General features: G+C 67.2%; 12 protein-coding genes and 1 tRNA gene. 7 read left to right on the forward strand and 6 right to left on the reverse strand.

Translation table 11 applies throughout. The annotated features are described in order from the left end of the window. Positions 1–223 precede the first annotated feature (223 nt). Positions 224–2,065 carry a glycosyltransferase family 39 protein gene (locus tag D7T59_RS17995; protein WP_180853144.1) on the reverse strand — a complete coding sequence of 614 codons (1,842 nt, stop codon included), beginning with the start codon at positions 2,063–2,065 and terminating at the stop codon, positions 224–226. 42 nt (positions 2,066–2,107) lie between these two features. Between D7T59_RS17995 and D7T59_RS18000 the strand changes: the two genes are divergently transcribed. From D7T59_RS18000 to D7T59_RS18015, 4 genes are read left to right on the forward strand one after another with little or no spacing between them, the layout of a single operon-like run. Continuing rightward, positions 2,108–3,061 carry an AAA family ATPase gene (locus D7T59_RS18000; RefSeq protein WP_180853156.1) on the forward strand — a complete coding sequence of 318 codons (954 nt, stop codon included), beginning with the start codon at positions 2,108–2,110 and terminating at the stop codon, positions 3,059–3,061. Positions 3,062–3,063: 2 nt separating this feature from the next. Beyond that, complete coding sequence (locus D7T59_RS18005; RefSeq protein WP_180853145.1) at positions 3,064–4,008, forward strand: DUF58 domain-containing protein; 945 nt, start codon at positions 3,064–3,066, stop codon at positions 4,006–4,008. Next, entirely contained in the window at positions 4,001–5,950 is a 1,950-nt protein-coding gene (locus tag D7T59_RS18010; RefSeq protein ID WP_180853146.1) for a transglutaminase TgpA family protein, read from the forward strand. The genes D7T59_RS18005 and D7T59_RS18010 overlap by 8 nt, the downstream gene beginning before the upstream one ends. Continuing rightward, positions 5,947–6,474, forward strand: coding sequence for a Slp family lipoprotein (locus D7T59_RS18015; RefSeq protein ID WP_008265847.1), 528 nt, complete (start codon positions 5,947–5,949; stop codon positions 6,472–6,474). Before D7T59_RS18010 ends, D7T59_RS18015 begins: the two co-directional genes overlap by 4 nt. Before the next feature lie 78 nt (positions 6,475–6,552). On the opposite strand, the gene D7T59_RS18020 is transcribed toward D7T59_RS18015, so the two are convergent. The 4 genes from D7T59_RS18020 to dnaX all read right to left on the reverse strand — a co-directional run bounded on the left by D7T59_RS18020 (position 6,553) and on the right by dnaX (position 10,036). Then, positions 6,553–6,912 (reverse strand): histidine triad nucleotide-binding protein, encoded by a 360-nt coding sequence (locus D7T59_RS18020; protein WP_180853147.1) that lies wholly within the window; start codon positions 6,910–6,912, stop codon positions 6,553–6,555. A gap of 66 nt (positions 6,913–6,978) precedes the next feature. Then, on the reverse strand, positions 6,979–7,578 hold the full coding sequence (gene recR / locus D7T59_RS18025; RefSeq protein WP_049430204.1) for a recombination mediator RecR: 600 nt from the start codon (positions 7,576–7,578) through the stop codon (positions 6,979–6,981). Between the two features lie 82 nt (positions 7,579–7,660). Further along, positions 7,661–7,981, reverse strand: coding sequence for a YbaB/EbfC family nucleoid-associated protein (locus D7T59_RS18030; RefSeq protein ID WP_004154630.1), 321 nt, complete (start codon positions 7,979–7,981; stop codon positions 7,661–7,663). Between the two features lie 6 nt (positions 7,982–7,987). Then, positions 7,988–10,036 (reverse strand): DNA polymerase III subunit gamma/tau, encoded by a 2,049-nt coding sequence (dnaX, locus tag D7T59_RS18035; RefSeq protein WP_180853148.1) that lies wholly within the window; start codon positions 10,034–10,036, stop codon positions 7,988–7,990. A 145-nt stretch (positions 10,037–10,181) separates the two neighbouring features. Between dnaX and D7T59_RS18040 the strand changes: the two genes are divergently transcribed. Further along, a tRNA-Ser gene (locus D7T59_RS18040) sits at positions 10,182–10,274 on the forward strand. A 192-nt stretch (positions 10,275–10,466) separates the two neighbouring features. Here the strand turns inward: D7T59_RS18040 and D7T59_RS18045 are convergent. Further along, positions 10,467–10,865, reverse strand: coding sequence for a hypothetical protein (locus D7T59_RS18045; RefSeq protein WP_180853149.1), 399 nt, complete (start codon positions 10,863–10,865; stop codon positions 10,467–10,469). A gap of 296 nt (positions 10,866–11,161) precedes the next feature. Between D7T59_RS18045 and D7T59_RS18050 the strand changes: the two genes are divergently transcribed. Further along, positions 11,162–12,268: a DUF3667 domain-containing protein gene (locus tag D7T59_RS18050; RefSeq protein ID WP_180853150.1), complete on the forward strand. Its 1,107-nt coding sequence runs from the start codon at positions 11,162–11,164 to the stop codon at positions 12,266–12,268. Between the two features lie 75 nt (positions 12,269–12,343). After that, entirely contained in the window at positions 12,344–12,787 is a 444-nt protein-coding gene (locus D7T59_RS18055; RefSeq protein ID WP_180853151.1) for a GNAT family N-acetyltransferase, read from the forward strand. The last annotated feature ends 36 nt before the right edge of the window (positions 12,788–12,823 follow it).

Genomic DNA, 12,823 nt, shown 5'->3' on the forward strand with positions numbered 1-12,823 from the left:
TCTGGGGCGAAAGGTTTGGTGTGGTAACCACCATTCTCCTCAGATGCCCCGGGTGAACAACCTACCGGGAAGTCACAACTAACAGTCGACTCTACCAACCTGGAGCACGCGACCAACCTGGAGCACGCGACCAACCTGGAGCACGAGACCAACCTGGAGCACGCGACCAGGCCGGAACACGCAACCAACCTGGCGCGCGCGACCACCTGGACGGCGCGCCGCCTCAGCGCACGCGAACCTCGAACGGCTGCTCCTGCCAGTTTTCCACGCTGCCATCGCGGCCGTGCAGGCGCAGGCCCAGCCAATGCCGTCCCGGCGCCAGCGTGCTGGTGTCCAATACAGCATCGAAGCCCACCGCCGGATGCTGCGGATCGGTGCTGTCCGGCCAGGTCTGGCGCACGTCGAATGCGCGACCATAGCGCGCATCCCCCATCGAGCGGCCATCGACCAGCACTTCAACCCGTGCCAGGCCGACGCCATCCTTGAATGCCCATCCCTTGATGGCCAGCGTGCCAGACACCTTTTCGCCGTTGGAAGGTGTATCCAGCCACGCCATTGCCGGAGTCACGCACGCCCCCGGCGCGCGCTGCGCCGGCAGCCGGAACAGCAGGAAACGCTGGAACCCATGGTCACTGCTGACCACCCGCGGCGCCGGCAACGGCCCCACCTGCCCGCAGATGGCGTGATAGCGCGCCAGCAGATCGCGGTAACGCTGGTCGCTGGGTGAAAGCACCAGCAGCATCGGCGCCGAACGCTCGCCCTCATGCAGCAGTTCCCACTGCGCCAGCTGCGCGGTGCGCCCATGCTTGTCGTTGAGCGGGTGCGGCAGTACCTGGATATCGCCGTTGCCGAGCTGGAAGCCCAGCTCGGCCCCCACCTTGAAGTTCCCCGCCAGTACCCGCGTGCCCGCCGGCATCTGCTGCAACTCTTCGCGCACCGCCATCGCCAACGGCTGCCAGCCAGCGAAATTGCGCGGGTAGTACTTGCTGCCCGCCAGCTGCTCACGCAATGCGGGCGTGGAGGCCATCAGGTAATAGCCGAACGCCAGCACCATGCCTGCCCCCGCCAGCCACCAGCCGGTGCGGCGCAGCCAGCGTGGCCAGCCGTTGAGCACCACCGGCACCGCCACCAGCAGGGCCAGATAGCCCGGCAGCGGCCAATGGAAACTGATCCGCTCGACGTCGGTGAAGAAGCCCAGCAGGAAGATGCCCAGCGTGGATACGCCCCCCACCAGGCCGAAGTAGCGCCACTGCACGCGCGTGCCGCCGCCCCTGCGGGTACCAGCCAGCGCCACCTTCCACATCGCCATGCACAGGATCGGGGTGACCAGCATCGGCTGGATCACCAGGAACCACAGCCCGTTCCACTCGAACGTCCAGGGATGGCGCTCGACCACCTGGAACTTCAGGCCGGCATCGTGGTTGTCCGCATTCCATGCCAGCAACGGCAGCCATGCCAGCACGCCCACGGCCAGTGCGACCCATACGCGCGGATCGGCCAGCATGCGCCGCCCCTGCGGCAGCGCCAGCAGCGCGATGAAGCCAACGCCGATGACACCGATGAAACGGTAGTGGCTGAGCGCACCGATCGACAGACCCAGCGCGAGCTTCATCGCCGACGATGCATCAACGTTGTGCAGCAGCCGTGCGCCGGCGTGCAGGCAGATCACCGCAGCCAGCGCCATGGGCACGTCCGGCACCGCCAGCAGGCCCAGCGTTGCCGACAACGGCATCAACAGCGTGAGGCTGCCCGCCTGCCAACCGGCCACATTGCCGAACCAGCGCGTGGCCGTGCGCACCACCAGCAACGGCAGCAGCGCGCCGATGGCCAGGAACGGCAGGCGCAACGCGAGCACATGGTGGCCGCCGATTTCCACACCCAGGCGCGCCAGCCATGCGGTCAGCCCGGGAAGGTCCGAATATGCAGCGGCCAGATGCTGGCCTTCCTGCCAGTAGAACGCCTCGTCAACGAACAGTGGCAGGCGCGCAGCCACCACCAGCTTGGCCGCTGTGACCAGCGTCCATAACCAGAGAAATATTGTCCGCGCGCGCTGTTCGCCTTGCATTGCTCTATGGATAATCGAATGGATTCCAGACCTGAGACGATCATGCCAGCCTCGTCCCCCAATCCCAGCATGCTAACCGATCAACTGCGCCAGGCCCTGCGGGAGGCACAGGATCAGGTAAACGCACTGGTGCTGGGCAAGGTGCCGGAAGTCAGGCTGGCCTTTGTCGCCCTGCTTTCCGGTGGCCATCTGCTGATCGAGGATCTGCCCGGCCTGGGCAAGACCACGCTGGCGCATGCGCTGGCCAGCAGCCTGGGCCTCAGCTTCCAGCGCGTGCAGTTCACCTCCGACCTGCTGCCCGCCGATGTGCTGGGCGTTTCGGTGTACGAAGCCGGCAGCCGCCAGTTCCAGTTCCATCCGGGGCCGGTGTTCACCCACGTGCTGCTGGCCGATGAGATCAACCGTGCGCCGCCGCGCACGCAGAGCGCGCTGCTGGAGGCGATGGCCGAACAGCAGGTCACCCTGGATGGGCAGACCCATCCCCTGCCCGATCCGTTCTTCGTGATCGCCACGCAGAACCCGGTGGACCTGTCCGGTACCTTCCCGCTGCCGGATTCGCAGCTGGACCGTTTCCTGCTGCGACTGGCGATGGGCTACCCCAGTGCGCAGGCCGAACGCGAACTGCTGCGCGGTACAGACCGCCGCGACCTGATCGCGCGTGCCGTACCGAAACTGGATGACACCCAGGTACGCGCGCTGCGTGAAGCCGTCGGCCAGGTCCATGCCAGCGATGCACTGGTTGACTACGTGCAGGCCCTGCTGACCCGCAGCCGCCAGCACGCCGGCGTGCGCGTGGGCCTGTCACCGCGTGCAGGCCTTGCGCTGCTGCGCGCGGCCAGGGCGCATGCACTGCTGCTGGGCCGCGGCCACGTGGTGCCCGAGGACGTGCAGACCCTGTTCATTGCGGTGGCCGGTCATCGCCTGGTGGCCGAAGCCGAGTCCAGCTCGGGGCCGGCGCTGGCACGGGCCATCCTGCAGACCGTTGCGGTGGATTGAGGGTGGCCACGCACTGGGCACGACTGCAACTGCTGGCACGCCCGCGCAGGCCTGAAGCACTGCCGCAGCGCCTGGACCGCCATCGCATCTACGTGCTGCCCACCCGCTTCGGCCTGTTCGTCGCCACGCTGCTGTCGGCAATGCTGCTGGGCGCACTGAACTACAACAACAACCCGGCGTTGCTGCTGGCCCTGCTGCTGGCGGCCGCGGCGATCGCCAGCGCCATCGCCGCGCACCTTCAGCTGTCCGGCGTACAGATCGACGCGATCTCCGCCGAGCCGGTTCCGGCCGGACAACCACTGCGTCTGCGCGTGGACGTGTCACTGCACGATCCGCGCGCACGCCACGGCCTGCACCTGCAGCTGGGTGACAGCGAAGCCTGGACCTCGCTGCCTGCACACGGCCGCGGTGAAATGGAGCTGCAGGTTCCCAGCGAACGCCGCGGCTGGCTGGAACTGCCACGCATCCGTCTGTCCACCACCCAGCCACTGGGCCTGGTGCAGGCGTGGTCGTGGGTGTGGCCGGAACAACCGCTGCTGGTCTACCCGCAACCCGAGGCGGTGGTCCCTCCACTGCCGGAAAGCGGCAACGATCCGCTGCACACCCGCGCCCATGCCAGTGGCGAGGAACTGCATCAGCTACGGTCCTATCGTGCGGGCGATGCACCACGCAGCATTTCATGGAAGCACTCGGCACGCCGCGACAGCCTGCTGGTGCGCGAGTACGAAAAGCCGGTCGGCATCGAAGTCATCCTCGACTGGCGCACGCTGGCCCCCCTGGGCCATGAAGCACGCATCGCACGATTGGCACGATGGGTCGACATGGCCGAGCGCGAAGGCCGCCGCTACACCCTGCTGCTGCCTGCACACCCACCGTTCGGGCCAGGCCAGGGCGCCAGCCACCACCACCTGTGCCTGCGTGCACTGGCATTGATGCCGCATGACTGAGACCACGCCCGCGCTCGACCGCAATGCCCGCAACTGGACCCTGGCCAGCGCGGCGTTGGCGCTGTTGCCGTTGCTGCTGCAGTTGCCGCCCCTGCTGGCGGGCGTGATCGCGGCCGCGGCGCTCGTGACCGCGATCCTGTCCTGGCAGAAGGTCCTGCCCATGCCGGTGCGCCTGCTGCTGGTGCTGGCCATGCTCGGTGCCATCGTCTGGCAGATGGGGATGGTTCGACCCGGGCGCGATACCGGTTGCGCCCTGCTGGCAGCGATGCTGGCGATCAAGTCCAGCGAACTGCGCAGCCGGCGCGATGCCCGCAGCCTGCTCGGCTTCGCGCTGTTTTCCCCGTTTGCGGCATTCCTGCTCGACCAGGGACCACTGACCACCGTGTTGGCCGCATTGGCGGGGATCAGCGCGTTGCTCGCCCTGCAACGCCTGGCCGGGGATGAAGGCCACGCCGGCCACCTGCCATTGCGAGGGCAGCTGCGCGGCGTTGGCCGCCTGCTGGCGATCGGCCTGCCACTGGCCTTGGCCTGCTTCTGGCTGTTCCCGCGACTGGCCACGCCGCTGTGGGGCGTTCCCGAGCGTGCCGTCGGCACGCCGGGGCTGTCCGACAGCATGGAGCCCGGCCAGTGGCTGGACCTGATGGCCGACGATGCACCGGCGTTGCGCGTGCAGTTCTTCGGTGCGGTACCCGAGCCGACGCAGCGCTACTGGCGAGGGCCGGTACTGACCGCCTTCGATGGCCGGCGCTGGACGCGTGACCGGGCCAGCGAGCGACGGCCGGCGGCCGTGGTCGAGGCCGGCACGCAGGACTGGGACTATCAGATCGACTACGAGCCCACCGACCGGCGCCAGCTGGTGGCACTGGACCTGCCCAGCCGCGCCCCTGCGGGCAGCACGCTGGATGCGGACATGAGCCTGAGCAGCGAGCGGTCACTGGCGTCGCTGAGCCGCTGGCGACTGCATTCAGCGCCCCCACAACGCTTCGACAGCACGCTGTCGCCCTATCTGCGACGGGCCGCGCTGCAGTTGCCCAGTGGCTTCAACCCGCGCACGGCCACACTGGCGCAGCAATGGCGGCAGGAAGCCGGCGGTGATGACGAAGCCATCGTCCGCCGCGCGCTGCAATGGATCACCACCGATTTCTCCTACACGCTGCAGACGCCACCGGCGGGACGCGATCCGGTCGACGAGTTCCTGTTCGGGTACAAGGCCGGCTTCTGCGAACACTTCAGTTCCGCCTTCGTGGTACTGATGCGCAACGCCGGCATTCCGGCACGGGTGGTGACCGGCTTTGCCGGTGGCACCCACAACCGCCTTGGCGACTACTGGATCGTGCGGCGGATGGACGCCCATGCCTGGGCCGAGGTATGGCTGCCGCAGCGCGGCTGGGTACGGGTCGACCCTACCGCCGCGGTGGCACCGGAACGCATCCTCGATACCCTCGACGACCGCCTGCAGGCAGGTGCCGACAGCCCGCTGCAGCAACGCTGGCAGCAGCTGGGGCAGATGGGCGACTGGCTGCGCCGCGGCTGGAACGACCTGGTGCTCTCCTTCGATGCGCGACGCCAGCAGCAACTGCTCAAGCCGTTCGGGCTGGATGATCTTGGCCCTGCGCAACTTGTCGCTGGCTTCGTGGTGGCAACGATGCTGGCCCTGGCGTGGATGGCCTGGCTGCTGGCCCGCGGTGAGCGCGAACGTGACCCGCTGCTGCGTGCCTGGCGCGGTCTGGGCCGGCGCTACGCCCGCCTCGGGCTGGGCCGGCACCCCCATGAAACGGCGCAGGACTGGGCACAGCGGGTCCATGCCCAACGTTCCGATCCCGCCCTGCTGGCACTCAGCCAGCGTTTCGCCGACGCGCGTTACGCTGGAACTTGCACCGACCTCGCTTCATTATTGCGGGACCTGCGCAGGCATCGCCCGACTTCCGGAGCCTCCCCATGAACACCAAGTTCCTCCTCACCGCTGTGGCCACGCTGGCCCTGTCGGCCTGCGCCACGGCCCCCAAGCCGCTGCAGGGACAGTTCAGCCTGGTCTCCCCGCGCGACTCGGTCGCCACCCAGCAGGTCGGCACGCCGGTCCGTTGGGGCGGTCGCATCATCGAAACCAAGCCCGGCCAGGGCGAGACCTGCTTCCAGATGATCTCGCGCCCGCTCAACGCCAGTGGCCGCCCGAACACCACCTCGTCCGACGCCAGCGACGGCCGCTTCATCGCCTGCCGCGCCGGCTTCTACGACCCGGCCGTGTTTGAGGCGGGCCGTGACGTGACCTTCATCGGCAAGATCGATGGCTACCAGAACACCCGCATCGGGGACTACGACTACCGTCTGCCGAAGCTGTCGGCCGATGTGATCTACCTGTGGCCGGAACAGCGCCAGGTCGACGTGGTGCCCTACCCCTATGGCCCCTGGGGCCCGGGCCCGTATGGCCCGTACTGGGGTGGCTACGGCCGCTGGGGCTGGTGGTGATCGCCAACCGGCACGCGTGACGGAAAAGGCCGCCTTCGGGCGGCCTTTTTTCATCCACGCATGGCGTGGACTGGGGCTTCAACGCCCCGGCGTACCGAAATGCCCCAGCTGCGCGCCGGCCAACAGGTGCATGTGGATGTGGAACACGGTCTGCCCGGCATGCTCGCGGCAGTTCATCACGATGCGGTAGCCGTCCTGTGCGAAGCCTTCGCGGCGCGCGTACTCGGCAGCGGCCAGCGCCAGCTTGCCGATCAGGTGTGCCTGCGACGGCTGCAGGTCGTCCAGGGTCGGAATGATCTCGTTCTTCGGAATGAACAGCACGTGCACCGGCGCCTGCGGTGCGATGTCCTTGAAGCCCAGCACCTCGTCATCCTCGTAGACGATGGTGGCCGGGATCTCGCGGCGGATGATCTTGCTGAAGAGGGTTTCAGTGCTCATGTTCGGCCTCGGCGGGGTGTCATCCACATTGTAGGCCGGCCGCGCCGGGGGATGCCCGGCCGGCATTCAATCGCGGAACTCGCTGCGCGTTCCGAACGCGTGCGAGAGCGTGCCACGATCAACGTATTCGAGTTCGCCGCCCAGTGGCAGGCCCTGCGCCAGCCGGCTCGGCTGCACCTTGCGCGCGCGCGCCAGCTGCGCCAGATAGTGCGCGGTGGCCTCGCCCTCGACGGTGGCACTGGTGGCGATGATCAGTTCCTGCACTTCGCCTCCGGCCAGGCGCTGCTCCAGCTGCTCCAGGCCCAGTTCGCGCGGGCCGATGCCATCGAGCGGCGACAGACGCCCCTGCAGCACGAAGTAGACGCCGCGGAAACCGGTGGCGTTCTCGATGGCCAGGCGGTCGGCCGGCGATTCCACCACGCACAGCTGGCTGCGCTCGCGGCTGCTGTTGGCGCAGGTCGGGCACAACTCGGATTCGCTGAAATCGCGGCACTGTGCACAGTGGCCGATGCGCTCCACCGCCAATGCCAGTGTCTCGGCCAGACGCTGGCCACCTTCGCGCTCGCGCTCGAGCAGGTGGTAGGCCATGCGCTGCGCGGTCTTCTGGCCGACGCCAGGCAGCACCCGCAGTGCGTCGATCAATTGTTCAAGCAGGGGTGCGGACACGGCGGCATGCTTTCATGACGTCGAGCAGGCTCGACGGCTACAGGTTCTGTGGCACCCGCTTGCACGGGTGCCACGCAGAAAATCAGAACGGCAGCTTCATGCCCGGCGGCAGCTGCATGCCGGCGGTGGCCGAACCCATCTTCGACTTCGACTCGGCATCGATCTTGTTCGAGGCGTCATTGAAAGCGGCGGCGATCAGGTCTTCCAGCATCTCCGGGTCGCTGGCCAGCGACGGGTCGATGCGCACCTTGCGGCATTCCTTGGCACCGGTCAGGGTCACGCTGACCATGCCGCCACCGGCGCTGCCGGTCACTTCGATCTTGGCGATTTCTTCCTGGGCCTTCTGCAGGTTTTCCTGCATCTTCTGGGCCTGCTGCATCAGTTGGGCGATGTTTCCGCGCATGGTGTCTTACTCGTCAAAAGAACGGATGGAATCGGAAACAACCCGGGCGCCGTGCTGTTGGATCAGCACCTGCACTTCCGGGTCGTCCATGAAAACGGCCTCTGCTTCCTGCTGCCGTTCGCCACGCTGGCGGTCGGCGCGCTGGTGCAGGGTCTCGGCCGGAACGTGTTCGGTTTCCACGGTCTCGACCACGATCTTCGGCGCCTGGCCCAGGGCCTTCTGCAGCATCTCACCCAGGGCGGCCAGCGCGCGCTCAGAGCGCAGGTACTCAAATCCGGGCGAAAGGCCCAGTTTCAAGGTCCCGTACTGGCAGCTGATGAAGGCGGCGTTGGCGGCCAGCTGGCGCGACGGGCCGCTGAGGCCGCTGTTGGCGACCAGGTCCAGCCAGTCCTCGGCCGTGGCCAGCTCGCTGACGCCGTCCTGCGGCGCGGTATCACGCGCCGGAACCGGCTCGGCCGGGGCGATGACAATGCCTTCAGTGCGGAACGGGCGCTCGGGCGGCGCAGGCTCACGGGGAACCGCGACGGGAGCCGGCGGCTCATGCCAGGGCGCCACCATGGCGGCGTCCGGACCAGCCATCTCGGCCGCCAGAGCCTGGTCACGCGCCTCGGCTTCATCGGTGGCCCACGGCGGCAGGTCGTCGCTCGCTTCTGCGTCAGCGGCCGGTGGCGGCGCCTCTGCCTCGCTCTTTACCGGCGGCGGCGACACGGGCTCTTCCACCGGAACCGGCGCGGGCTCCGGCGTTGGGTCAGTTTCGGGTTGCGGGGCCGGCTCGGGTTCGGGGTCAGGTTCGCGCGGCGCAGCCTGGGACGGCGCGGCCACCTGCGCCGACGGGGCCGGGCCCGCCGAAGCGGCGGCAGCGGCCGGCGTTGCTTCGTGGATACCCGCACCGCTGCCTCCACCGGCAACGTTGCCGCCAGCGGCACCTTCAACCGACTTCGGCACGGGCGGAACCGCGGCAGCCGGGCGGAATGCCAGCATGCGCAGCACGGCCATCTCGAAGCCGGCACGGGGGCTGGGCGCCAGCGGCAGGTCGCGGCGGCCATTCAAGGCCATCTGGTACCAGAGCTGCACCACTTCCGGGCGCAGGCGCTCGGCGAACGCGGCGGCATCCAGGCCTTCGGCAGGAGCGGCGGCGCCAGGCACCAGCTGCTGCACCTGGATCCGGTGCAGGCCTTCGGCCAGCGCTTCCAGCACACCACTCCAATCCGGTGAGAACTCGGCCAGCGCAGCCACCACCTGCAGCAGGCGTGGGCCATCGCCCTCGGCCAGCGCATCGAGCATCGCCGCCACCTGGGTGCGGTCGACGGTGCCCAGCATCGTGCGCACCACGTCCTCGCGCAGTGCACCACCGGCGTAGGCGATCGCCTGGTCCAGCAGCGACAGGCCGTCACGCAGGCTGCCATCAGCGGCCTTGGCCAGCTGCACGATGGCGCTGCCGTCGGCCTCGATCTCTTCGGCCGCCAGGATGCGGGTCATCTGGCCCTGGATCTGATCCTCATCCAGTCGCTTGAGGTTGAACTGCAGGCAGCGGCTGAGCACGGTGACCGGCAGCTTCTGCGGGTCGGTGGTGGCCAGCAGGAACTTCACGTGCTCCGGCGGCTCTTCCAGCGTCTTCAGCAGCGCGTTGAACGCCGCCTTGGACAGCATGTGCACTTCGTCGATCAGGTAGACCTTGTACTTGCCACGCGAGGGCATGTACTGCGCGTTCTCGATCACCTCGCGCACGTCGTCCACGCCGGTGTTGGACGCGGCGTCGATTTCCAGCAGGTCGATGTAGCGGCCGGCGTCGATGTCCAGGCAGGCCGCGCACTGGCCGCACGGGTCGGCGCTGGTGCCCTGCTCGCAGTTCAACGACTTGGCGAAGATGCGCGCGATGGTGGTCTTGCCCACGCCGCGGGTGCCGGTGAACAGGAACGCGTGGTGGACCCGGCCGCTGTCCAGCGCATTGCTGAGCGCACGGACCACGTGTTCCTGGCCCACCAGCTCGGCAAAACGCTTCGGACGCCACTTGCGGGCAAGGACGAGATAGGACATCAGGCCACCGTTTTCCATCGGATGTTCCATTGTGCCATGCCTGTCCAGCCCCCTCGCCCCCGGCACGCCCTCCGCAGGTTCCTGGCTGGGGGTGCTTGTGAAGTGTCGCGCAGCCCGCTAGAATCTGCGCCCCTGCTGAGGCGTTTGCCGATGGCAGGGATCCGGAGAGGTGTCCGAGTGGTTGAAGGAGCACGCCTGGAAAGTGTGTAAGCGTCTAAACCGCGCTTCGGGGGTTCGAATCCCCCTCTCTCCGCCAGACAAACGCAAAAGGGCCGCCCACAGGGTGGCCCTTTTGCGTTTGTCTGGCGGATAGGATGGGTGGTGAGAAGCCACGCCGGGGTTCGACGGTTCTGCAGGAGCAGAACCGGACCGCCGCAGGCGGGTCCCGAGGCGCAACGCGCATCAGGATCGGGTGCATGGATGCACCCCTCGCCGGCGCTGGGTCAGGCTACGTCCCCAGGTACTCCGCCCACGGCCTTGTTCCCAGAAGGCCCTTTGCGCGGATGACCTCCTGGTCTTGGCGCTGGACGTAGACGCTCGTTCCTCCGGGACCATAGTTGTGCCCCGAAACCGCATGGTCGCTCATCACGAAAGGCGTCTTCAGCGGCAAACAACCCCTGCAGTCGAGAATCACGGGCCAGTGCCTTCCAAAGATCTTGTCGGTCTCGTTGTTCCCATCCAACCGAACGCGCACCAGCTCCATACTGAAAGAAACCTCGCGGCTCCCGACAAGCGAAAGAAGGATGCAATCACCAGGGGAGAGCTTGGCCGGCCTGCCCATCAGCGCATACGTCTGGTGCTTCACAACTTGAAGGATGGTGTCTTCACTCGTTCTGAGAATGATCATCTCGCCCCCCTTTTGCCCTCTTGCCAGTGTAAGCGCCGCAATCTCGGATCCTGATCCCAATGCCCGGCGACTCAAGGGGTCAGGCTCGACTCGGCAGCCTCCTCCTCTCTCCGGTCCTGTCAGCGCAGCCCCGCGACAGTCGGGCTTGCTTACCCAGATACGTCCATTTGATCCAGGCCATGCGTGGATGCGCTCGGTGACTTCCCATACCCGATGTGGAACCCCTGCACAAAACTGAACGAAACCTGAAAATTCGCTATCGTAGGCGCCTTCATCCGACGCCTGGCCCATCGCCCATGAGCTCGTCCGACAACGCGCACGCCGCCTGCGAGAACTGCAATACCGCCCTGCAGGGCCACTACTGCCATCGCTGCGGGCAATCGGCGCACAACCCGCTCAAGCACGTGGGCCATGCCATCGAGGAAGTGTTCGAATCCTTCTGGCACCTTGATGGTCGCATCTTCCGCACGCTGCGCGATCTGTGGATCCCGGGCCGCATCGCGCTGAACTACCTCAAAGGCCGCCGGGCGGGATACGTGCAACCGCTGCGGCTGTTCGTCATCCTCACCCTGTTTACGTTCTTCATCGGCAAGCTGTTCGTCCACGTCGACGACATCAACATGGGCCGTGGTGATCCGCTGTATGCCAAGGCGTCCACGGTTGAACAGGTCGAAGCCGCCCGCGCGGAACAGCTGGCGATGATCGATCGCCAGCAGGCCAGCTCTCCCGCCACCGGCAACGCCGGATTTGCCATGGCCAGGGCCGCAGTGAATGCCGCAGCCGCGCAGCGCAAGGCCGAACTCGCTGGCACCGGCAAGCAGGCCGCCGCGACGGAGCACGGCACCTTCTTCAACCACACCGTCAACGGCAAGCCCTGGGATGCGGACAGCAATCCCATCGTAGTTGCCGGCTGGCCGACGTTCGCCAACAACTGGCTCAACAAGCGCCTGCAGAACGGCAACGCCAACATCCAGCGCATGGGTGGCAAGACCGATCTGTACATGCAGGCGATCCTGACCGCCCTGCCCGGTGCCCTGTTCTTCCTGATGCCGGTGTTCGCGCTGGTGCTGCGCATCGCCTACATCCCGCGGCCGATGGGCTATCTGGAACACCTGGTGGTGGCGCTGTACAGCCATTGCTGGCTGATGATGGTGCTGCTGGCCACGTTCCTCATCGCCGGCATCAGCGGCGCGCTCGCATCTCCCGCCTTCGCCGCCGTCAGCCAATGGCTGTATGCACTGCTGTGGCTGGCGGTCCCGGTCTACCTGCTGTGGATGCAGCAGCGCGTCTACGGCGGCAACAAGGTGCTGACCGTGCTGCGCTACCTGGCCATCGGCGGCGTCTACCTGTTCCTGGTCAGCTTTGTGGTGATGTATGCGGTGCTGGCGGGAATCTCGGCCTGATCGAAACACGCACGGTATCCGGCCGATGAATCCACGCATGGCGTGGATCTACTGCCGATCGCCTATCGTGGCTCCATGAAACTCCGCCTCTACCGCCACACGGATGCCAGCGCCTGCCTGTCGATCTTCGACAGCAACGTACCCACCTACTTCGCGCCCGAAGAACGCAGCGATTTCGAACGCTTCCTGCATGAGCAGGCGATGGACTGCGCCTTTCAGGTCATCGAGCGCGACGGCAGCATCATTGCCTGCGGCGGACTCTCGCGCCGTGGCGATGGCAGTGCCGGCTTCTGCTGGGGCATGGTCGAGCGCGCGCTGCACCGGCAGGGAATCGGCCGTGAACTGGCGGTGGCGCGACTGCAGCAGGCCGAACGTGATGCCTCGATTGCACGCATCACGCTCAGTACCAGCCAGCACACCCAGGGGTTCTATGCCGTTCTGGGCTTTCAGGTGACGAGGGTCGTGCCCGATGGCCACGGCGCCGGGATCGACGCCGTGGAGATGGAGCGGAGGGTGTAACCCTCCGCCCCGGCCCGGATCCTCGCCGCGCGTGGA

Origin of the sequence: Stenotrophomonas maltophilia, from assembly GCF_013464915.1 — a bacterium.
GTDB classification, from domain to species: domain Bacteria; phylum Pseudomonadota; class Gammaproteobacteria; order Xanthomonadales; family Xanthomonadaceae; genus Stenotrophomonas; species Stenotrophomonas maltophilia_AT.

Bases quoted from the DNA above. Each gene is read 5' to 3' on its own strand.
- D7T59_RS18010 (WP_180853146.1), top strand. From the start codon at position 4,001: ATGACTGAGACCACGCCCGCGCTCGACCGCAATGCCCGCAACTGGACC.
- D7T59_RS18000 (WP_180853156.1), top strand. From the start codon at position 2,108: ATGCCAGCCTCGTCCCCCAATCCCAGCATGCTAACCGATCAACTGCGC.
- D7T59_RS18045 (WP_180853149.1), bottom strand. From the start codon at position 10,865: ATGATCATTCTCAGAACGAGTGAAGACACCATCCTTCAAGTTGTGAAG.
- D7T59_RS17995 (WP_180853144.1), bottom strand. From the start codon at position 2,065: ATGCAAGGCGAACAGCGCGCGCGGACAATATTTCTCTGGTTATGGACG.
- dnaX (WP_180853148.1), bottom strand. From the start codon at position 10,036: ATGGAAAACGGTGGCCTGATGTCCTATCTCGTCCTTGCCCGCAAGTGG.
- D7T59_RS18055 (WP_180853151.1), top strand. From the start codon at position 12,344: ATGAAACTCCGCCTCTACCGCCACACGGATGCCAGCGCCTGCCTGTCG.
- D7T59_RS18030 (WP_004154630.1), bottom strand. From the start codon at position 7,981: ATGCGCGGAAACATCGCCCAACTGATGCAGCAGGCCCAGAAGATGCAG.
- D7T59_RS18020 (WP_180853147.1), bottom strand. From the start codon at position 6,912: ATGAGCACTGAAACCCTCTTCAGCAAGATCATCCGCCGCGAGATCCCG.
- D7T59_RS18015 (WP_008265847.1), top strand. From the start codon at position 5,947: ATGAACACCAAGTTCCTCCTCACCGCTGTGGCCACGCTGGCCCTGTCG.
- D7T59_RS18050 (WP_180853150.1), top strand. From the start codon at position 11,162: ATGAGCTCGTCCGACAACGCGCACGCCGCCTGCGAGAACTGCAATACC.